The sequence below is a fragment of the Pseudomonas sp. NFX98 genome, from assembly GCF_047784845.1.
In the GTDB taxonomy this organism is placed as follows: Bacteria; Pseudomonadota; Gammaproteobacteria; order Pseudomonadales; family Pseudomonadaceae; genus Aquipseudomonas.
Genome location: NZ_JBLNNF010000004.1, coordinates 325705 through 347323 on the forward strand (window position 1 = coordinate 325705; position 21619 = coordinate 347323).

The 21619-nt window shown below is 61.3% G+C and carries 19 protein-coding genes; 13 read left to right on the forward strand and 6 right to left on the reverse strand.

Annotated elements, in window-relative coordinates; all coding sequences use genetic code 11:
- The first annotated feature begins 21 nt into the window (after positions 1–21).
- From ACM110_RS07565 to ACM110_RS07585, 5 genes are all read left to right on the forward strand, one after another.
- Positions 22–627 (forward strand): dimethylamine monooxygenase subunit DmmA family protein, encoded by a 606-nt coding sequence (locus ACM110_RS07565; RefSeq protein WP_416127271.1) that lies wholly within the window; start codon positions 22–24, stop codon positions 625–627.
- The gene (locus ACM110_RS07570) at positions 624–1592 is read left to right on the forward strand and encodes a PDR/VanB family oxidoreductase (RefSeq protein ID WP_416127272.1); all 969 of its coding nucleotides are present in this window, start codon (positions 624–626) and stop codon (positions 1590–1592) included. The genes ACM110_RS07565 and ACM110_RS07570 overlap by 4 nt, the downstream gene beginning before the upstream one ends.
- A 17-nt stretch (positions 1593–1609) precedes the next feature.
- Complete coding sequence (locus ACM110_RS07575; RefSeq protein ID WP_416127273.1) at positions 1610–2650, forward strand: heme-dependent oxidative N-demethylase family protein; 1041 nt, start codon at positions 1610–1612, stop codon at positions 2648–2650.
- A 177-nt stretch (positions 2651–2827) separates the two neighbouring features.
- Positions 2828–4351, forward strand: a complete 1524-nt coding sequence (locus ACM110_RS07580; protein WP_338586296.1) for an APC family permease — start codon at positions 2828–2830, stop codon at positions 4349–4351.
- 148 nt (positions 4352–4499) lie between these two features.
- Complete coding sequence (locus tag ACM110_RS07585; RefSeq protein ID WP_416127274.1) at positions 4500–5924, forward strand: gamma-aminobutyraldehyde dehydrogenase; 1425 nt, start codon at positions 4500–4502, stop codon at positions 5922–5924.
- Positions 5925–6047: 123 nt separating this feature from the next.
- Here the strand turns inward: ACM110_RS07585 and ACM110_RS07590 are convergent, their stop codons facing one another.
- On the reverse strand, positions 6048–6284 hold the full coding sequence (locus tag ACM110_RS07590; protein ID WP_338586294.1) for a hypothetical protein: 237 nt from the start codon (positions 6282–6284) through the stop codon (positions 6048–6050).
- A 178-nt stretch (positions 6285–6462) separates the two neighbouring features.
- On the opposite strand from ACM110_RS07590, the gene ACM110_RS07595 reads away from it, so the two are divergent.
- The 6 genes from ACM110_RS07595 to yghX all read left to right on the forward strand — a co-directional run bounded on the left by ACM110_RS07595 (position 6463) and on the right by yghX (position 13770).
- Entirely contained in the window at positions 6463–8226 is a 1764-nt protein-coding gene (locus tag ACM110_RS07595; protein ID WP_416127275.1) for an L-lactate permease, read from the forward strand.
- A gap of 313 nt (positions 8227–8539) precedes the next feature.
- Positions 8540–10039, forward strand: a complete 1500-nt coding sequence (glcD, locus tag ACM110_RS07600; protein ID WP_416127276.1) for a glycolate oxidase subunit GlcD — start codon at positions 8540–8542, stop codon at positions 10037–10039.
- Positions 10039–11103 (forward strand): glycolate oxidase subunit GlcE, encoded by a 1065-nt coding sequence (gene glcE / locus ACM110_RS07605; protein ID WP_416127277.1) that lies wholly within the window; start codon positions 10039–10041, stop codon positions 11101–11103. Before glcD ends, glcE begins: the two co-directional genes overlap by 1 nt.
- Before the next feature lie 3 nt (positions 11104–11106).
- On the forward strand, positions 11107–12327 hold the full coding sequence (gene glcF, locus ACM110_RS07610; protein WP_416127278.1) for a glycolate oxidase subunit GlcF: 1221 nt from the start codon (positions 11107–11109) through the stop codon (positions 12325–12327).
- A 17-nt stretch (positions 12328–12344) separates the two neighbouring features.
- Complete coding sequence (locus tag ACM110_RS07615; RefSeq protein WP_416127279.1) at positions 12345–12746, forward strand: heme-binding protein; 402 nt, start codon at positions 12345–12347, stop codon at positions 12744–12746.
- Between the two features lie 136 nt (positions 12747–12882).
- A complete protein-coding gene (gene yghX / locus ACM110_RS07620) occupies positions 12883–13770 on the forward strand; it encodes a YghX family hydrolase (protein WP_416127280.1) in 888 nt (295 codons plus the stop codon).
- A 151-nt stretch (positions 13771–13921) separates the two neighbouring features.
- Here the strand turns inward: yghX and ACM110_RS07625 are convergent, their stop codons facing one another.
- The 3 genes from ACM110_RS07625 to ACM110_RS07635 form a co-directional block, all read right to left on the reverse strand.
- Positions 13922–14575 (reverse strand): peroxiredoxin, encoded by a 654-nt coding sequence (locus tag ACM110_RS07625; RefSeq protein ID WP_416127281.1) that lies wholly within the window; start codon positions 14573–14575, stop codon positions 13922–13924.
- A 144-nt stretch (positions 14576–14719) separates the two neighbouring features.
- Entirely contained in the window at positions 14720–15664 is a 945-nt protein-coding gene (locus tag ACM110_RS07630; RefSeq protein WP_416127282.1) for an aldo/keto reductase, read from the reverse strand.
- Between the two features lie 21 nt (positions 15665–15685).
- The gene (locus ACM110_RS07635) at positions 15686–16939 is read right to left on the reverse strand and encodes an NTP/NDP exchange transporter (protein WP_416127283.1); all 1254 of its coding nucleotides are present in this window, start codon (positions 16937–16939) and stop codon (positions 15686–15688) included.
- A gap of 51 nt (positions 16940–16990) precedes the next feature.
- Between ACM110_RS07635 and ACM110_RS07640 the strand changes: the two genes are divergently transcribed.
- The gene (locus tag ACM110_RS07640) at positions 16991–17779 is read left to right on the forward strand and encodes an alpha/beta hydrolase (protein WP_416127284.1); all 789 of its coding nucleotides are present in this window, start codon (positions 16991–16993) and stop codon (positions 17777–17779) included.
- Between the two features lie 60 nt (positions 17780–17839).
- Here the strand turns inward: ACM110_RS07640 and ACM110_RS07645 are convergent, their stop codons facing one another.
- Positions 17840–19114, reverse strand: coding sequence for a glucarate dehydratase family protein (locus ACM110_RS07645; protein WP_416127285.1), 1275 nt, complete (start codon positions 19112–19114; stop codon positions 17840–17842).
- Positions 19111–20508: an MFS transporter gene (locus ACM110_RS07650; RefSeq protein ID WP_416127286.1), complete on the reverse strand. Its 1398-nt coding sequence runs from the start codon at positions 20506–20508 to the stop codon at positions 19111–19113. Before ACM110_RS07650 ends, ACM110_RS07645 begins: the two co-directional genes overlap by 4 nt.
- A gap of 119 nt (positions 20509–20627) precedes the next feature.
- Between ACM110_RS07650 and ACM110_RS07655 the strand changes: the two genes are divergently transcribed.
- Entirely contained in the window at positions 20628–21530 is a 903-nt protein-coding gene (locus tag ACM110_RS07655; RefSeq protein ID WP_416127287.1) for a LysR substrate-binding domain-containing protein, read from the forward strand.
- The last annotated feature ends 89 nt before the right edge of the window (positions 21531–21619 follow it).

The window sequence follows — 21619 nt, forward strand, 5'->3', positions numbered from 1 at the left end:
TAGCCAGGAGGAATAATAAGAATGTTGATCACCGGGATCAAAAGCCGACCCGTCTATGACCGGTTGCAACCACTGCCGGGAGGCAGGCGGCACATCGTTGCCGGGCAAGGCAGCGGCGGTCGTGCCATGTTGCGTTTGCTGGACGAGATGGAGGGGCTGGAGTGCCCCATCACCTTGCTGTATTCCCGCGAATCCTTTTCCGGACAGGACTTCCTCGCACCATTGCAGCAGCAACACCCCGACCTGCCATTGCAGGTCGTTGAGACGAATCAGGCGTTGATCGACGCGCTCAAGGTGCTGCTCGCAGATGCTCGAATGGGCACCCGCCTCTATTTGGCCGGTTCCGAAAGTTTCCTCGGCAGCGCCATGCAAGTGGCCACGCATTTCGACCTGAACCGCGACGAAGTCCTGCGCGAGCACTCTGGCACCCTCGTGCGCCGGGTCTGGTGCGTGCACTGCGACACCTACACCGAAAACGTCACCCAACGCGTTTACGACTGCCCCGGCTGTGGCGTGACGCTGGTGGTGCGCGATCACTATTCCCGGCGCCTGGCGGCGTTTCAGGCGGTCAAGGCTGACGCCGAAGTCCCGGGCGAATTACCCCCTGCCGAGGAGCTCGATACATGAGCCAGAACAATGGGACTTTGAATCTGCGCGTGGCCCGCATCGAAGCGGTGACCCCGGAAATCAAGCGCTTCACCCTGGTCTCGCCGACCGGCGCGCACTTGCCGGCGTTCTCCGGCGGCAGTCATGTCGTGGTGTTGATCGCCAATCAAAGCAACACCTTGCGCAACCCCTACTCGCTCCTGAGCTCGCCCTACGACACCAGCAGCTACCAGATTGCCGTGTGCCGGGTAGAAAGCGGTCGCGGCGGTTCGGTCGCGCTGCACGACACGGTCAACGAAGGGGACATGATCGAGATAACACCGCCGGTCAACCTTTTCCCGTTGATCAAACAGGCGCGCCTGCATTTGTTTATCGCCGGCGGTGTCGGCATTACGCCGGTGATTTCGCAACTGGAAGAATTGCGCCTGAGCAAGGTGCCGTTCGAGCTGCATTACGCAGTGCGTGGCGAAGAACACGCGCAATTGGGCGAAGAGTTGCAGGCCATCTATGGCGAGCAGGTTCATCTGTACCGCAAGGGAGTCGAATCGCGCATGGAAATCGGCAAGATTCTGGCCAACCGCGCGCTGGGGAGTCACGTCTACGTGTGCGGCCCGGACAGCATGATCGATGCCACCCTGGCGTGCGCTCACGACCTTGGCTGGACCGACAGCCATGTGCACTTCGAACGTTTTCTGGAACAAAGCAGCGGCGGCGAAGCCTTCAGCTTCACCCTCGGCCGCAGCGGGGCAACCATCGAAGTCTCACCCGACCAGACCATGCTCGAAGCGGTCGAAGCCGCGGGCTTCAGCATGCCTTACCTGTGTCGTGGCGGGGCCTGTGGTCATTGTGAAACCGAAGTGCTGGAACTCGACGGCGAGCTGCTGCACAGCGACGACTGGCTGTCCGACGACGACAAGACCAGCCGCAAGAAAATCATGCCCTGCGTATCCCGCGCCAAATGCAATCGCCTGGTCATCGACCTCTGATCGACGGAGAAAAAACAATGAACATAAAATTCAATCCCGACGAAACCTACCGCGACGACTACACCTTCGCCAACAGCCCGGAAACCATCGCCCGCGCGCCCTTCCCGTTTCCCGATGACGACTACATGTATTCGATGAACCTCGAACCTCATGTCCCGGTGGGCGACGGTGCGTTCCGAGCCGCGTTCGATATCGACGAGCACTACATCAGCGAGTGCCGCGATCGCGCCATCACCCTGGAGAAAGACCCGGGCATGCACTACGTCTCGGCACCGCACATGATGGAGGCGCAATGGGACCTGCTGGAATTGATCATGGAATCCTACGCCCGGGATTACCCGCAATACTTCAGCCTGGAGCGAGACGGTCGCCAATGGCACTGGACCAACCGGCTACTGGACATCGACGACCGCTTCACCTTCGGCGACCCGACCACTCTGCCCTTTGAGCCGATGGAATACGTGACCCGTCAGGCCCAGGGCGACTGGGTCTTGCAGGAAGAACGCGACGGAACGTTGTATTGGGGAGCAGGCATCGCCACTCAGCGTGCCGACTATTCGCTGCGTTTCAACCTCGGCATGAGCTGGGAAGAATTTCACGGCCCGGTACCGCTGGTGAAAGAAATCGGCATGCTCGACCGTGCCCTGAAGTTCCTGCTGCGTCTGCGGATCGGCCACCCGGTGCGGCGTCTGAACTGGTCGCTGACGGTCAAGCCGCGCCTCGAAGTGTCGGCCGAAAGCCTGCCGGAATGGGCACCGGACCGGACCATCGTCACCGCCGAAAACGCCGGCAAGCTGGTATACCTGCGTATCGAACTGCAACCGTTGCATCGCCTGCCACGCAGCAACGCCATCGTCTTTCCGATTCGCACCTACCTGTTGAGCCTTGAAGATATCGCCACTAACCCGGCATGGGCCCGACGCATGCACCGCGTGTTGCGCGACTTGAATCAGCAACTGGTCGACTACAAGGGTTTCAGCCGTTACCGCGACGCGGCTGTGGAGTGGCTGTCGCACTACGACGATGGGCGAGACAGCGAAACAAAAAAACAGGCGTGAACCCGACCCGCTCTTTTTTGTAGGAGCAAGGCTTGCCCGCGATAGCGCCCATGAAATTGCTATCGCGGGCAAGCCATGCTCCTACAGGGGGTTTCAACAAAACAACAAGCCCAAACCGGGCATCGGCGGGCCAACCCGCCAGCACTAATCCACTGCCATTGATAATGAGGAAATAACATGAGTGGCTCATCTGACACGCGTGCAAGCACCAGCGCCGACCAGGATGCGGAACAACTGCGCGCCCTCGGCTACAGCTCCGATTTCAATCGCAGCATGAGCCTGTGGGAGAACTTTTCCCTGGGCTTTACCTACTTGTCGCCGGTCGTCGGCGTCTACACCCTGTTCGGTTTGTGCCTGGCTGCCGGCGGCCCGCCGATGTTCTGGTCTTACCTGTTGATCGGCGCCGGGCAGATGCTGGTGTGCCTGATTTTTGGTGAAGTGGTTTCGCAGTTCCCGATTTCCGGCGGTGTTTACCCTTGGGCCCGTCGCCTTGTGGGCAAGCGCTGGGCGTGGATGGTCGGCTGGGTGTATGCGTGGGCCTTGTGCGCCACCATCGCCGGGGTCGCGGTGGGTGCCGGACCGTATCTGGCGATCATGATGGGCTTCAGCCCCGGTCCCGAGGCAAACATCTACATCGCCCTGGCAATCATCCTGCTGTCTACCGCGTTGAACCTGGTGGGCACCAAGTTGTTGGCGCGGGTGGCGATGTTCGGCTTTCTCTGCGAACTGGTCGGGGCGATTCTCGTCGGTGGCTATCTGCTGATCTTCGAGCGTCACCAGCCGATCAGCGTGCTGTTCGACACCTTCAACCTTGAGGTCAATGGCTCGTACTTGCCGGCGTTCCTCGCGGCATCCCTGGCCGGTCTGTTCCAGTACTACGGCTTCGAGGCTTGCGGCGATGTCGCCGAAGAAACCCCAAACCCGGGCAAACGCATTCCCAAAGCCATGCGCATGACCATTTACATCGGCGGCGCTGCGGCAATGTTCGCGTGCCTGGCGCTGATCCTTTCGGTCCCGGACATGGCCAAGGTGCTGGCCGGCGAAGACACCGACCCGGTTGCCACCATCCTGGCCAACGCGTTTGGCCCCGTGGGTTCGCGCCTGGTGATGGCGGTGGTGATGGTCTCGTTCATTTCCTGCGTGTTGAGCCTGCAAGCGGCCGCCAGCCGGTTGCTGTTCGCCTATGCACGGGACGAAATGATCGTCGGCAGTTCGCTGTTCAAGCGTCTGTCCGCAAACCATGTGCCATCGTTCGCGCTGCTGGTCAGCGGTCTGGTTCCGGCGGCGATTGTCTGCCTCGGCATGTTCATGGCCGACGCGGTGGCCACCATCGTCGGCTTTGCGGCCATTGGTATTTACGTGGCGTTCCAGCTGATCGTAGTCGCCGCGTTGATCGCCCGCGCCAAGGGCTGGCGCCCGAACGGTCAATTCACCCTCGGTGCCTGGGGTCTGTGGATCAACCTGGCGGCGCTGATCTACGGCGTGTGCGCCATCATCAACATGGTCTGGCCGCGCTCGCCGGATGCACCGTGGTACATCAACTATTCAATGATCCTGACCACTCTGGTGGTGATGGGTGCAGGCCTGGTCTACATGCTGCTGGGCAAACCTTACGACAAAGGCACGGCACCGGCGGGTGATGCGTGGAAGTTTTCCAAGCCGCAGAGCAAGGCGTCGCAAAGAGTCGTTGTCGGTAACTGACACCTCATTACCCCTGTAGGAGCTGCCGCAGGCTGCGATCTTTTGATTTTGTTTTTGAAGATAAAGATCAAAAGATCGCAGCCTTCGGCAGCTCCTACAGGGGCCGGTTTCCATAGAGAAAAATAATAGCTTCGAAGAGGACAGAACCATGCAAACCAAGCTCCTGATCAACGGCCAACTGCTCGACGGCGAAGGCCCCGCCCAACCCGTATTCAACCCGGCGCTGGGCCGTGTGCTGGTGGAAATCAACGAAGCCAGCGAAGCCCAGGTCGATGCCGCCGTACGCGCCGCCGATGCCGCGTTCGACGGCTGGTCGCAAACCCCGCCGAAAGAACGCTCGCTGCTGCTGCTCAAACTCGCCGATGCCATTGAAGCCCATGGCGAAGAGCTGGCCAAACTGGAATCGGACAACTGCGGCAAACCCTACAGCGCCGCGCTGAACGACGAGATCCCGGCGGTTGCCGACGTGTTCCGCTTCTTTGCCGGCGCCAGCCGTTGCATGAGCGGGTCGGCCGGTGGCGAATACCTGCCGGGCCACACCTCGATGATCCGCCGCGATCCCGTGGGCGTGATCGCCTCCATCGCGCCGTGGAACTACCCGCTGATGATGGTCGCCTGGAAAATCGCCCCGGCCCTCGCCGCCGGCAACACGGTCGTGCTCAAGCCATCGGAACAAACCCCGCTGACCGCCCTGCGTCTGGCGCAATTGGCGTCGGAGATTTTCCCGGCCGGCGTACTCAACCTGGTGTTCGGTCGTGGGCCATCCGTGGGTAGTCCGCTGGTCACTCACCCGAAAGTGCGCATGGTATCGCTGACCGGTTCGATCGCCACCGGTTCGAACATCATTTCCAGCACCGCCGACACCGTCAAACGCATGCACATGGAACTCGGCGGCAAGGCCCCGGTGATCATCTTCGACGACGCCGACATCGACGCCGCTGTCGAAGGCATTCGCACCTTCGGTTTCTACAACGCCGGGCAAGACTGCACCGCTGCCTGCCGCATCTATGCCCAGGAAGGCATCTACGACAAATTCGTCGAGAAGCTCGGCGCAGCGGTCAGCAGCATCAAGTACGGTTTGCAGGATGATTCGGCCACCGAACTCGGCCCGTTGATCACCGCGCAACACCGCGACCGCGTGGCCGGTTTCGTCGAGCGCGCCGTGGCGCAGCCGCACATTCGCTTGATCACCGGTGGCAAGGCGGTTGACGGCAATGGTTTCTTCTTCGAACCCACCGTGCTGGCCGACGCGCAGCAGGATGACGAAATCGTCCGTCGCGAGGTGTTCGGGCCGGTGGTGTCAGTGACCAGGTTCAGCGACGAAGCGCAGGTGCTGGGCTGGGCCAACGATTCGGATTACGGCCTCGCCTCTTCCGTGTGGACCGCCGACGTCGGCCGCGCCCATCGCCTGTCGGCGCGGTTGCAATACGGCTGCACCTGGGTGAACACGCACTTCATGCTCGTCAGCGAAATGCCGCACGGTGGTCAGAAACTGTCCGGGTACGGGAAGGACATGTCCATGTATGGACTGGAGGATTACACCGTTGTGCGGCATGTGATGTTCAAGCACTAAAAGCATCGCGAGCAAGCTTTGCTCCTACAGATTTTGCGGCGTACGCATTGTTTGCGAACACCATCGCCCCTGTAGGAGCAAGGCTTGCCCGCGATGGCTTCAACACAGATCCACAGCCAATCACTACAACGTTCGCTGACTATTGCCGATGCCCTTGGCAATATCGATGCCCCAATCCATCGCCGCTTCCATGTCCAGCATGTGCGGTTTGGGATCATGGTTTTCGTCGATTGGCGTGCCGTCCGGCCAGTAGACACCGATAAACATCCCCAACGAACCGTCCTTCAATATTTCGGCTTTGACCCGAATGCTGCATCCGTTCGACAGCGTCTCCTTGTGCTCCAGATGGCGCTCAGTCATGGCAATTTTCCTCCCGTCGCAGGATTTTCGACCTTACTGGCAATGCTAGCTCAGCCCCGAAATTGCGCTGGTACGCAGGTCTGACCACTCAACCTGACAGCGGCGAAATGCCACCTATACTACAAGCCACCGCCCCTCCGGGGTCTGCATTTCCAACAATAAAAAGCAGAGGTGGAACATGGTTTGGCAGCAAATCTACGATCCGTTCAGTAACCCGGTCATATCCACCCTCATGGCCGCCGTGCCGGTGGTGGTAATGCTGGCCGCGCTGGCGTTCTTCCATGTCAAGGCACACCTGGCGGCACTGCTCGCCCTGGCCTCGGCGCTGGTGATCGCCATCTTCGCGTTCGGCATGCCCGCCAATATGGCCGGGTCCGCGGCACTCTATGGCGCGGCTAACGGTCTCCTGCCGATTGGCTGGATCGTGTTGAACATCATCTTTCTGCACCGTCTCACCACCGAGAATGGCTCATTCAAAGTGTTGCAGGATTCCCTGGCGCGGATCACCGACGACCGGCGCCTGCAACTGCTGCTGATCGCCTTCTGCTTCGGTGCCTTCTTCGAGGGCGCGGCCGGTTTCGGTACGCCGGTGGCGGTGACCGGGGCGATTCTGATCGGTCTGGGCTTCTCGCCGCTCGCCGCCTCGGGCCTGGCGCTGATCGCCAACACCGCGCCGGTGGCATTCGGCGCGCTGGGTACGCCGATCATTACCCTGGCCAAAGTCACTGGGCTGGATGAAATGGAGCTGTCGATGATGGTCGGTCGGCAACTGCCATTCTTCTCGGTAATCGTGCCATTCTGGCTGATCTGGGCGTTTGCCGGTTGGCGCAAGATGCTGGAAATCTGGCCGGCCATCCTGGTGGCCGGGGTCAGTTTTGCCATCCCGCAATTCCTCGTTTCCAACTATCACGGGCCGATGCTGGTGGACGTGATCGCCGCGCTGATTTCCATGGCTTGCCTGACCGGTTTCCTGAAAGTGTGGAAACCGGCCACCATACATACCTCCGCGGCCCTGACCGGACGGGTCGACGATTCGAAGATCGACGCTGAATATGAATCGAAAACCGAGCCCACCGCGGCCTTTTCCAGCGACTCGAAAAAGGCTGTGATGCGCGCGTGGATGCCTTGGATCATCCTCACCATCTTCGTGTTCGCCTGGGGCACACAGGGCTTCAAAAACATGTTCGACACCCGCCCGGCGATTGATCCGGCCACCAATTCGGCCAAGCTCGACCCGCAGGGCAAGCCAATGCGCGAAGCCAACCCGGTGTTCGCCCCGGTACTGACCTTCACCACCATTCACCAGCAAATCGAGAAGGTGCCACCGGTAGTGCCGGCGCCGAAAGTCGAAGAAGCGGTGTACAAATTCACCTGGTTCACTGCCACCGGCAGCGGCATTCTGCTGGCAGCGATTGTCGGCGGATTGCTGATGGGGTACTCCATCCCGCAACTGATCCATCAGTATCTACGGACGTTGTGGGTGGTGCGCTACTCCTTGATCACCATCACCGCGATGCTCGCCCTCGGGTTCCTCACGCGTTACTCGGGGCTGGACGCGACCATGGGGCTGGCCTTTGCGGCGACGGGGATTTTCTATCCCATGTTCGGCACGTTGCTCGGCTGGCTGGGCGTGGCGCTGACCGGTTCGGATACCGCGTCCAACGTACTGTTCGGCGGCTTGCAAAGGGTCACCGCCGAGCAACTGGGCCTGAGCCCGGTGCTGATGGCCGCCGCCAACAGTTCTGGCGGGGTCATGGGCAAGATGGTCGATGCCCAATCCATCGTGGTCGCCTCCACCGCTACGCGTTGGTATGGCCATGAAGGGGAAATCCTGCGCTACGTGTTCTTCCACTCGATCATCCTGGCGATCCTGGTCGGTGGGCTGGTGACGTTGCAGGCGTATGTGGCGCCGTTCAGCCATATGGTGGTGGGCGGGCATTGATTCCAGCGCAGTGTTTTCTTGCATAAATCTTATCCACGCCCGGGCTCATTGCCCGGGCGTGGTGTTCTACACGCCCAGTTCCCTGTGGGAGCGAGCTTGCTCGCGATAGCGGTGGGTCAGTCAATATCTCTGTCGGATGTGACGAAGTCATCGCGAGCAAGCTCGCTCCCACAGGGGATGAGGGTTTTATTGAATGAATCGTCCGTCGAGCAGACAAAGATCCCATGGACAGCTGAGCCTGGCGGGCCAATGATTAAGACAATGGACCGCGAAAACAGACCTCACATAACAACAAAACGAGGGTCGAGCGCCGATGAACATTCTCTACGATGAGCGCGTTGACGGCGCCCTGCCTGACGTCGACAAAAAAGCATTGCTGCAAGCCCTGCAAACGCAGTGGCCGGAGCTGGAAATCCTGCATCAGCAGGAAGAACTCAAGCCGTACGAATGCGATGGCCTGTCGGCGTATCGCACCACGCCGATGCTGGTGGTGCTGCCTCGGGACATCGCGCAGGTTCAAGGCGTGCTGCGCCTGTGTCATGAGCGGCAAGTGCCGGTGGTCGCCCGGGGGGCCGGGACCGGTTTGTCCGGTGGCGCCCTGCCCCTGGAAAAAGGCGTGCTGCTGGTGATGGCGCGTTTCAACCAGATTCTGCACATCGACCCCGCCGCCCGCACCGCACGGGTCCAGCCGGGGGTGCGCAACCTGGCGATTTCCCAGGCCGCCGCGCCGCATGGTTTGTACTACGCGCCCGACCCGTCGTCGCAAATCGCCTGTTCCATCGGCGGCAACGTCGCGGAAAACGCCGGCGGCGTGCATTGCCTGAAGTACGGCCTGACCGTGCACAACGTGCTCAAAGTGGACATTCTCACCGTCGACGGCGAACACCTGACGCTTGGCTCCAACGCCCTCGATTCACCCGGCCTCGATCTGCTGGCCTTGTTCACCGGCTCCGAAGGCATGCTCGGGGTGATCACCGAAGTCACGGTCAAACTGCTGCCCAAACCGCAGTCCGCCAAGGTGCTGCTGGCGGCGTTCGATTCCGTGGAAAAGGCCGGACGCGCCGTCGGCGACATCATTGCCGCCGGCATCATCCCCGGTGGCCTGGAAATGATGGACAACCTGGCGATCCGCGCCGCCGAGGACTTTATCCACGCCGGTTACCCGGTCGACGCCGAGGCCATTTTGCTGTGCGAACTCGATGGCGTCGAAGCTGACGTTCATGACGATTGCGACTGTGTGCGCCAAGTGCTGGAACAGGCCGGCGCCACGGAAGTACGCTTGGCCAAAGATGAGGCCGAGCGCGTGCGTTTCTGGGCCGGGCGCAAGAATGCGTTCCCGGCCGTTGGCCGTTTGTCGCCGGACTATTACTGCATGGATGGCACCATTCCACGCCGCGCCTTGCCCGGCGTACTGCACGCCATCAAAGAGTTGTCGGCCGAATACGGCCTGCGGGTGGCCAACGTGTTCCACGCCGGTGACGGCAACATGCACCCGCTGATTCTGTTCGACGCCAATACGCCGGGAGAACTTGAGCGCGCCGAAACCCTGGGCGGCAAGATCCTGGAATTGTGCGTGAAGGTCGGCGGCAGCATCACCGGCGAACACGGCGTGGGCCGCGAGAAGATCAATCAGATGTGCGCGCAGTTCAACAGCGACGAGCTGACCCTGTTTCATGCGGTCAAGGCGGCGTTCGATCCGAGCGGTCTGCTCAACCCCGGCAAGAACATTCCGACCCTGCACCGCTGTGCCGAATTCGGCGCGATGCATGTACACGCCGGGCAGTTGCCCTTCCCTGACCTGGAGCGTTTCTGATGCATGGCACAGGCGATTTCGATGACTGCGGCACGCTGCTGGAGCAAGTCAATCAGGCGTTGGAAAACGCCACGCCGCTGCGCATCCAGGGCTCCAACAGCAAGGCGTTTCTTGGCCGCGTGACTGCGGGGGAAATACTCGATACCCGTTCGCACCGCGGCATCGTCAGCTATGACCCGACGGAATTGGTGGTCACCGTGCGCTGCGGCACGCCACTGGCCGAGCTGATGCAAGTGCTGGACGCCGCGCAGCAGATGCTGCCCTGCGAACCGCCGTCATTCGGCGATGGCGCCACCGTGGGCGGCATGATTGCCTGCGGATTGTCGGGGCCACGCCGACCGTGGTCGGGATCGGTGCGCGACTTTGTCCTCGGCACTCGGGTCATCACCGGTCTCGGCAAGCATTTGCGATTCGGCGGCGAAGTGATGAAGAACGTCGCCGGTTATGACCTGTCGCGCCTGATGGCCGGCAGCTACGGGACGCTGGGACTGATCACAGAAGTCTCGCTCAAGGTCCTGCCCAAACCCCGGCAATCGGTGAGCATCAGCCTGGAGATGAACAGCGAGCGCGCCTTGCAGCATCTGGCGCAATGGGGCCAGCAACCCTTGCCGATCAGCGCCGCCTGTCACGACGGCGAGAACCTGCACCTGCGTCTTGAAGGTGGCAAAGGTTCGGTGTCGGCGGCCCAGGATCGTTTGGGCGGTCAATGGCTGGACAACGCCTACTGGGCCGACCTCAACGAACATCGCTTGAGTTTCTTCGATGGGGACCAGCCGCTATGGCGTCTGTCGTTGCCGCACAACACACCAAAACTGTCCCTGCCCGGTCGGCAACTGATCGACTGGGGCGGCGCCCAGCGCTGGCTCAAGTCCGACGCTGAAGCGACGTTCATTCGCCAGGTGGTCGAGGAAGTCGGCGGCCACGTGACCTGCTACAGCCACGGCCTGATCGACTGCCCTTTCCAGCCGTTGCCCGGCCCGTTGCTGCGCTATCACCAAAGCCTCAAGCAACAACTCGATCCCCGGGGCATCTTCAACCCCGGTCGCCTGTACGCGGAGCTTTGAACCATGCAAACCACCTTGAGCGAAAGCGCCCGCCGACTGCCCCGCGCCGAAGAAGCCGACAGCATCCTGCGCACCTGCGTGCACTGCGGTTTCTGCAACGCCACGTGCCCGACCTATCAGCTTCTCGGCGATGAGCTGGATGGCCCGCGCGGGCGCATCTACCTGATCAAGCAAGTGCTGGAAGGCAACGAGGTCACACAAAAGACCCAGCAGCATCTGGACCGCTGCCTGTCATGCCGCAACTGCGAAACCACCTGCCCGTCCGGCGTCGACTATCACAACTTGCTGGATATCGGCCGCGCGGTGGTCGATGCGGCGGTACCGCGGCCAATCGGCCAGCGTTTATTGCGCGAAGGCTTGCGTACGCTAGTCCCCCATCCGGACCTGTTCAAAGGCCTGGTCAACAGCGGTCAGATATTCCGCGCACTGCTGCCCGACGCACTGCAAAGCAAACTGCCGCGCCGCGCAGCACAGACCAAGCCGCGCCCCGCCACCCGCCATGCGCGGCACGTGTTGATGCTTGAAGGCTGCGTGCAACCGGGCCTGTCGCCCAATACCAACGTAGCCGCCGCGCGGGTGCTGGATCGCCTTGGGATCAGCGTCACCCCGGCCCGCGAAGCCGGTTGCTGCGGTGCCGTGGATTATCACCTGGACGCCCAGGCCGCCGGCCTTGATCGCGCCCGCCACAACATCGATGTCTGGTGGCCGAGCATCGAACAAGGCGCCGAAGCCATCGTGCAGACGGCCAGTGGTTGCGGGGCTTTCATCAAGGATTACGGGCATCTGCTCGAACGCGATCCGGCTTACGCGGAGAAGGCCAGGAAAGTCAGTGCGCTGGCCAGGGATCTGGTTGAAGTGTTGCGCGCTGAACCGCTGGAACAGCTCGGCATTCACAGTGCCCAGCGTCTGGCCTTCCACTGCCCCTGCACCTTGCAGCACGCGCAAAAACTCGGTGGCGCGGTAGAAACGGTGTTGGAGCGCCTGGGCTTCAACCTGACCTTCGTGCCCGACGGTCACCTGTGCTGTGGCTCGGCGGGCACTTACTCGCTGACCCAGCCGGAACTGTCCCGGCAACTACGCGACAACAAGATGAATGCCCTGGAAAGCGGTTACCCCGAAGTCATTGTCACGGCCAACATTGGCTGTCAGTCCCACCTCGACGGCGCGGGCCGCACGCCGGTCCGGCACTGGATCGAAGTGGTCGAAGCCGCATTGTCGCAATAGCGCCCTGGAGAACGCCCATGAAAAGCAAAGCCGTGCTGAGCCAGACCGAAGTGACCAAAATCCTCGCTGCGGCGCGGACCGAAGCGCAAAACAACCAATGGCCGGTGACCATTGCAGTCGTCGATGACGGCGGCCACCCGCTGGCCCTCGAACGCCTCGACGGCGCCGCACCCATCAGCGCCTACATCGCCACCGAAAAGGCGCGCACCTCTGCCCTCGGACGACGCGAGTCGAAAGGTTACGAGGACATGATCAATAGCGGCCGCACTGCTTTTGTCTCGGCACCGTTGCTGACGTCGCTCGAAGGCGGCGTACCGATCATCGTCGACGGCCAGGTGATTGGTGCGGTCGGGGTGTCCGGAGTCAAGGCCGAGCAGGATGCGCAAGTGGCGAAAGCCGGGGCGCAGGGTTTGAACTAACATCACCCCCTGTAGGAGCGAGCCTGCTCGCGATGGCGGTGTATCAGGTAAAGATATTTCGAATCTTAGGCCGCTATCGCGAGCAGGCTCACTCCTACAGGGTCCGCGTCAAACCAGTCGAAAAGGAAACGCACAGATGCCCCGTCTCACTGCGAAAGACTTTGCCCCCGAATTGCTGGAGCTCTACGACTATTACGCCCATGGCCTGATCAACCGGCGTGAGTTTCTCGACCGGGCGGCGTTGTTCACGCTAGGCGGGTTGACGGCCAGTGCGCTGCTGGCCTCCCTGGGCCCGAACTATGCCCTCGCCGAGCAGGTCGAGTTCACCGACCCGGACATCATCGCCGAGTACATCACCTACCCTTCGCCCAAGGGCCACGGCGAGGTTCGTGCCTATCTGGTGCGTCCGGCCAAGACCACCGGCAAAGTCGCCTCGGTGGTGGTCGTCCATGAAAACCGTGGGCTCAATCCATACATCGAAGATGTCGCCCGGCGCGTGGCCAAGGCCGGTTTCATCGCTCTCGCCCCGGACGGGCTGAGTTCGGTCGGCGGCTATCCCGGCAACGACGACAAGGGCCGCGCGCTTCAGGAAAAAGTCGACCCGCAAAAGCTCATGAATGACTTCTTCGCCGCCGTCGAATTCATGATGAAACACCCCGCCGGCAGCGGCAAAGTGGGCATCACCGGGTTCTGCTACGGTGGTGGCGTCACCAACGCGGCCGCCGTGGCCTATCCGGAGCTGGGTGCAGCGGTGTCGTTTTATGGGCGTCAGCCAGAAGCCAAGGATGTGCCGCGAATCAAGGCACCGGTGATGCTGCACTACGGCGAACTGGACACGCGCATCAACGAAGGCTGGCCGGCCTATGAGCAGGCGTTGAAGGCCGGGGGCAAGACCTATGAAGCCTTTATCTACCCCGGCGCCAATCATGGTTTTCATAATGATTCGACACCGCGTTATGACGAGGCGGCGGCGAAACTGGCGTGGGATCGGACGGTGGAGTGGTTTCGCAAGTATCTGGTTTAGGAGGGAGACTGTTGTAGCAGCTGGCGTAGCCTGCGTTCGGCTGCGAAGCAGTCGTAAAACCAGAGCACGCGGTTTTCCTGAAGGGCCGCATTGTCCGAATTTGCGACTGCTGCGCAGCCGAACGCAGGCTGCGCCAGCTGCTACAAGGTGATTACTTCGGTTGCGCCACGGTGCGCAGATACGGCTTGTGAGTCTTGAACCCATCCGGATATTTCTTCTTCGCATCCTCATCCGACACCGACGTCGGAATAATCACGTCCTCACCCGGACGCCAGTTCACCGGCGTGGCCACGGTGTGCTTGGCATTGAGTTGCAGTGAGTCAAGCAAACGCAGCACTTCATCGAAATTGCGCCCGGCGCTCATCGGGTAGATCAGCATTGCCTTGATCTTCTTGTCCGGGCCGACCAGGAACACCGAACGCACCGTGGCATTGTCCACGGCAGTGCGCGAACCGCCGCTGGCGTTCGGGTGAATCATGTCGTAGAGCTTGGCCACCACCAGGTTTTCGTCACCGATCAGCGGATAATTCACGGCGTTGCCCTGGGTTTCCTCGATGTCACCGACCCACTTGTTGTGGTCGCTGACCGGGTCGATGCTCAGCCCGAGAATCTTGGTGTTGCGCTTGTCGAACTCTGGCTTGAGTTTGGCCAGATAGCCGAGTTCGGTCGTGCAAACCGGTGTGAAATCCTTCGGATGGGAAAACAGGATGGCCCAGCCATCACCGATCCACTGGTGAAAATTGAGTGTGCCTTCGGTGGTCTCGGCGGTGAAATCCGGAGCTTCGTCGCCAATACGAATTGCCATAATCGATCTCCTTGCAGTAGTGAACAGGGGCGCCCGCGCCATGCTGCGGGCAGTCAGGAACTGATCTTCGCGAAACAGTATAGGAGAGCTTTCATGACACGCCGGCGAACGGCGAAATCAGCATGAAAGCCCCGGATTGATGGGCTACTCCACCAATGCGATCAACTGATGGCGCTGGGCATCGGTGAGCATCGGGCCGAAACCGGCCCCGGCGTTTTCCGCCATGTAGCGCGGGTTGCCAGTACCGGGAATGACGCAAGTCACCGCCGAATGCGATAAGAGGAATTTCAGCGCCAGTTGCGGCCAGCTCTTGACCCCGACTTGCGCGGCCCAACCCGGCAGCGGTTTGTCTTTCAATCGACCGAGCAAGCCACCGCCGCCGAATGGCCGGTTGCAGATCACCGCCACGCCGCGCTCGCGGCACAGCGGCAGGATGCGTTTCTCGACACCGCGATCGTCTAGCGCATAGTTGATCTGCAGAAAGTCCAGTTGCTCGGCCTTGAGTACCGCTTCCACTTCTTCATACGCCGACGCGGTGTAATGGGTGATGCCGATGTAGCGGATTCGGCCCTCTTCCTTCCAGTGACGCAGGGTTGGCAAATGGATTTGCCAGTCCAGCAGGTTATGAATCTGCATCAGGTCGATGCGGTCGGTCTGCAACAGCCTGAAGGACTCTTCCATCTGCGCGATGCCTTCTTCGCGGCCCCGGGTCCACACCTTGGTCGCCAGGAACGCCGGCGAGCGTGGCTCGTGGATCGACAGCAGTTCACCGGTGGTCTGTTCGGCACGGCCGTACATCGGTGAGCTGTCGATCACCGTCCCGCCCTTCTCGAACAACGCGTGCAGCACGGCGGGCAGTTGTTTGTAGGCCGGATCTTCGGGGGCCACATCAAAGCCGCGATAGGTGCCCAGCCCGACGATGGGCAGCGACTCTTTGCTGGAAGGAATGACGCGGGTCTGCATGGTCTTGCCTCCTGTTCCCGTCGACGGCGGGGTTTGCGCGCCGGTCGGACCGAACGTGAAGACCGCCGAAACACCGGCAGCCAGCGTGAGTATTTCTCTACGGGTGTACCCCACAGGATGGCTCATAAATCGTCCCTCGCCCGCCAATCAGGTTTCGACTTGTTGCGCCTGTCGCCGGGCCAGCCACAGACATAACCCGGCCCATAGCCCGGCAAACGGCACGATGAACAGCGCCACCAGGCCGAACCCTGCGCCCATCGTCGTCAAACCGGCGGACAACCAGCCACTGGCGGCATCGCCTCCGCGATAGACCAGGGTCTCGATCACGTTCTTCGCCTTGTACTTCTCTTCGCGGCTGACCACCGTCCACAACACCTCCCGCGCCGGGCGCACAATCGCGAACTCCACCGCGCGACGCAGCCCTTGCGCCAGCGCCACGGTGGCCGGCACCGGCGCCAGTGCCATGGCGGCAAACGCGACGATGGTCGCCAGTGGCATCGCAATCAGGGCTCCGCCAATGCCCACAAAACGGATCAACGGCGCCGTCAGCAGCAGTTGCAGCGTCAAGGTCAGTGCCGACACGATCAAATCGACGACGGCGAAAAATTGCGTCCGGCTACCCGTATCAGCGTAGCTGCCAGCGACAATCCGACCCTGCTCGAAATACAACAAGGTCGCGGCGCTGGTGTGCAGCAGCATGAACAGCACCAGCCCCAACAGGTACGGAGAGCGTAGGATCAGGGTGATGCCGGCGAGCATGCCGCCGCCCAAGCGCCGTTCGTCGAGTAGTGGATTGCCCGACTGCGATTGCGTACGCAGCAACAACGCCCGATAGCAACGCACGGCGACTTCCAGCAACAGTGCTGCGGCGACGGTCAATGCCATTGGGCCCAGCCGGGTGGCCATGGTCGCCGCCAGCAACGGCCCGATAAACGTGCCGAGGGTGCCGCCCGCCGCGATGCAACCGAACAGGCGCCTGCCCTGTTCGCTGGAAAAACGGTCGACCAGCACACTCCAGAAAATCGAGACGATGAACAGGTTGTAGATGCTGATCCAGACGAAGAACACTCGCCCGACCGTCACCGGCGCGACGTGGTTGGCGATCAGCACGCCGAACACCAGCATCGACACGGCAATCACGCGGTAGATCAACGGCACAAACCGTGTGGCCGGCAGCCGCGAGGCCAACGCGCCAAACACCGGCACCATCAGCAGCATCACCACGAAGGTGGCGGTAAACAGCCACTGCAACTTGTCGGCGCCGCCCTCAAGACCCAGGGCATCGCGCAACGGTCGTACCAGGTAATAACTGGCGAGCACACAGAAATGGAAGGCAAAACCCAAGGCCAGGGCCGCTCTTTCCGATGGCAACACATTGAGCCACTTGAGACCGTTAGGCATCGGCGCCCTCCTATACCGCCAGCTACACTCTGACAGCACCCGGAGCCGTCAATGCCGCCCACTAACGTTAGCCGAATGTCTCGAATCCTGGTGTTACTCGTCGTCATCCCCGCAGCGGTGTACCTGGCGCTTTGCGTTGCGCTGTTCGTCTTTCAGCGTTCGCTCATCTACTACCCGCAACCGCGCGCCATCGGCTCAGCCGAAACGTTGCTCACGCTGCCCGTCGATGACGCGCAGGTGCGGGTTTCAGTCAGACCGTACGATGGCCCCAAGGCGCTGATTTACTTTGGCGGCAATGCCGAGGACGTTTCGCGGAGCCTGCCGGGGTTCGCCGAAGCCTTTCCTGATCATACGCTGTACTTCATGCATTACCGAGGCTATGGCGGCAGCAGCGGCTCGCCCTCCGAGGAGGCGATTGCCCGTGATGCCATGACCTTGTTCGACAAGGTCTACGCCGATCATCCGCAAATTACCGTGGTCGGGCGCAGTCTGGGTTCAGGGGTTGCCGTGCGCCTGGCCAGCTCGCGTCCGGCCACGCGACTGCTGCTGGTCACGCCTTACAACAGCCTCGAAGAACTCGCCGCCCGCCAGTTTCGCTGGTTTCCGGTGCAATGGTTGTTGAAGGACAAATTCGAATCCTGGCGCTACGCCTCGCATATCACGGTGCCGACGCGGCTGATCGCTGCCGAACATGACGAGGTGATTCCGGGTTCAAGCACGCAGCGGCTGTACGGCCATTTCGCCAAGGGCATGGCATCGATGCAGGTGATCAAGGGCACGGGACACAATTCAATCAGCGACAGCCCTGAGTATTTCAAGGCGCTGGGGGATGGGTTGTAGCGACAAAAAAACGGTCCGGGCAGCGCGCCCACGCTTCCCGGACCAAAGGACTACACGCAATCAGAATCTCGGTTTAACCGCTTTCCATTCCGGCTTGTAACGCTGCATCTGCTTCACGTCATCACGCTGGCGAATGCCGCAGGTCAGGTATTGGTCATGCAGCTTGCCCAGTTGATCGTGATCCAGTTCCAGGCCCAGCCCCGGCGCCCGGGTGATCTTCACGCAGCCATCGACGATCGGCAGCTTGCCGCCCTTGATCACCTCTTCGTCCGGTTCCTGCCATGGATAATGGGTGTCGCAGGCGTAATCGAGGTTCGGCACCGAGGCGGCGACATGGGCCATGGCCATCAGGCTGATGCCCAGGTGCGAGTTGGAATGCATCGACACGCCGAGGCCAAAAGTCTGGCACATTTTCGCCAGCGCCTGGGTGTCGCGCAGACCACCCCAGTAATGGTGGTCGGCGAGGACGATCTGCACGCTGTTCTGCGCCACGCTGCGGCGGAACTCGTCGAAGTCGGTAACCACCATGTTGGTCGCCAATGGCAGCCCGGTGCGTTTGTGCAGTTCGGCCATGCCGTCCAGGCCTGGCGTCGGGTCTTCGTAATATTGCAGGTCATCGCCGAGCAATTCGGCCATGCGGATCGAGGTTTCCAGCGACCAGTTGCCGTTCGGATCGATGCGCAGCGGGTAGCCCGGGAAGGCTTTTTTCAGCGCCTTGATGCACGACACTTCATGCTCCGGCGGCAGCGTGCCGGCCTTGAGCTTGATGCTCTTGAAACCGTAGGCCTCGATCATCCGCCGCGCCTGGGCAACGATCTGCTCTTCGTTCAGCGCCTCGCCCCAGTTGTCCGGTTTGTAGGGTGAATCGACGTGCTGGGCGTACTTGAAGAACAGGTAAGCGCTGAACGGAATCTCGTCGCGGATCGCCCCGCCCAGCAAGTCCACCAACGGCACGTTCAACGAATGCGCCTGCAAATCGAGGAACGCCACTTCGAACGCCGAGTAAGCGTTGCTCACCGCTTTGCTCGCATGGGAACCGGGAGCCAGTTCCGCGCCGGCAAGGCTCGTCGGTTTGTTCGCCGCCACAGTCGCCTGAACGATGGCGCGCAGTTGATTGAGGTTGAACGGGTCAAGGCCGATCAGCTGGCTTTGCAGCTGTTGCTGGATCGCCAGCGCCGGAGCGTCGCCGTAACTCTCCCCCAAACCGATGTAGCCATTGTCGCTTTCGACCTCGATGATCGAGCGCAGGGCAAAGGGTTCGTGAATGCCGCTGGCGTTGAGCAATGGCGGATCACGGAAGGCGATGGGGGTAACGGTGACTCGTTTGATTTTCAAGAGGCTGCTCCCGTTGGATCAGATTTCAGGGCTTGATGACTGACTGGCTTTTTTGCGGCGACGCCTTCTGGCGATGCGCCGGTCAACGCACGGAGGCTGTCGCCGCGAGGTGCGGTGCGGGCGAAGAAGATCACCACGGCGGCCACCAGCGATGTCGCGGCCAGGCCATACAAACCGCCTTCGATGGAGCCGGTGGTCTGCTCCAGGAAACCGAACGCGGTTGGCGCGACGAAGCCGCCGAGGTTGCCGATGGAGTTGATCAAGGCGATCACGGCAGCGGCGATGCGCGCATCGAGATAGCCTTGCGGGATCGGCCAGAACAACGCCGAAGCAGCCTTGAAACCGATGGCGGCAAAACAGATGGCGACGAAAGCGAACACCGGCCCGCCGGTGGTGGACATGAACATGCCGAACGCGGCGATCACCAGCGTCACCGCGACCCACGCCTGCTGGTATTTCCACTTGCTGGCCATCGCAGCGAAGCCGTACATCGCGATGATCGAGATGATCCATGGGATCGAGTTGAACAGCCCGACCTGGAAGTCACCGAGGTTGCCCATCTTCTTGATCATGCTCGGCAACCAGAACGTGGCGCCGTAGATGGTCAGGGCGATAGAGAAATAGATGAAGCAGAACAGCGCGATCTGCTTGTCGGCCAGCAACTTGAGCATCGACGGTTTGACCGTCTGCGTGGCTTCGCGGGCCTGCTGTTCCAGGTCGATGGCTGTTGTCAGCGCGGTCTTTTCTTCCTCGCTCAACCACTTCGCATCACGCGGATGGGATTGCAGCCAGAACCAGACAAAACCGCAGAGCACGATGGACGCAAAGCCTTCGATGAGAAACATCCACTGCCAGCCGTGCAGGCTCAAGCCGTTGATGTGCAGCAGCGCGCCGGACACCGGGCCGGAGATCACCGAGGCGATGGCCGAACCGCTGAGGAAAATCGCCATGGCCTTGCCGCGTTCGGTCGATGGCAGCCATTGGGTGAAGTAGTAAATGATGCCGGGAAAGAAGCCGGCTTCGGCGGCGCCGAGAATGAAGCGCAGTACATAAAAGCTGGTTTCACCGCGCACGAAGGCCATCGCCATCGCCGCCGCGCCCCAGGTGAACATGATTCGCGTCAGCCAGGCCCGTGCGCCATAGCGTTGCAGCAGCATGTTGGACGGCACTTCGAAGATCGCGTAACCGACGAAGAACAGCCCGGCACCCAAGCCATAAGCGGCAGCGCCGATACCGAGGTCGGTTTCCATGTGGCTACGGACGAAACCGATGTTGACCCGGTCGATGTAGTTGACGATGAACATCACCACGAACAGCGGCAACACGTGGCGTTTGACTTTGGCCGCCGCGCGGGCCAGCACATTCGGGTCGGGTGGACTCTGCAGGGTTTTCAAGGGGCGACTCCCGATCATTTGTTTTTATAGGGATTGCTTGAGGCGTGGGCCGATCATGGACGCCGACATTGATCCCGTCTAATCTAACTTGGCATTCGATTGATACCTGGATTAGATCAATGTTCGAGCTGACTCAACTGCGCTGCTTCACCACCGTCGCCACTGAACTGAATTTCCGCCGCGCCGCCGAACGGTTGAACATGACTCAGCCGCCGCTCAGTCGGCAGATTCAATTGCTCGAACATCACCTCGGGGTCAAGCTGTTCACCCGCAGTACTCGCAGCGTCGCCCTCACCGCTGCCGGCCGGGCGTTCTTCATCGAAGCGCAGAACTTGCTGGAGCGCGCTCAGCAAGCGGCAGTCACCGCACGGCGTTTTGCCGAGGGTGACATTGGTACGGTCAATATCAGTTTTGTCGGCAGCGCGGTGTATGAGTTCCTGCCCAAGGTGATTGCCGAGGCGCGGCTGACGCAGCCGCACGTCAAGATCGACCTGTCGGAGATGAACACCTACCAGCAGCACGAAGCCCTGCGCGCCCGCCGCATCGATTTGGGTATCGCTCGCGCACCGTTGCTGGAACCCGGCTACTCCACCGAATGCCTGGTGCGTGAACCGTTCGTGTTGGCGGTGCCCAGCACCCACCCTCTGGCAACGGCCGCCAGCGTGTCGGTCCAGGATCTCGACGGCCAACCGTTCCTGATGTATTCCCACGCCGCCTACCCACCGTTCAACGAACTGCTGACCGGCATGCTGCGCTCGGCCCGCGTCGCCCCGGACTACGTGCAATGGCTGGGCTCGTCGCTGACCATCCTCGCCCTGGTCAACGCCGCCATGGGCCTGGCCCTGGTGCCGCGCTGCGCGACCAGTGTGGTGTTCAAGAATGTGGTGTTCCGCGATATCGACCTGGGTGAAGGCGTGCAAAGCGAACTGCACCTGATCTGGCGCGAGAACAACGACAACCCGGCGTTCGCCATGTTGCTGGAAGGGATTCGGCGGGCGGTGCGTGAGGGGTGGGGCACATAGCTCGACCACAACACATACCTGGTAGCAGCTGGCGCAGCCTGCGTTCGGCTGCGCAGCAGTCGCAAAGTCAGACTACGCGGCACATCAGG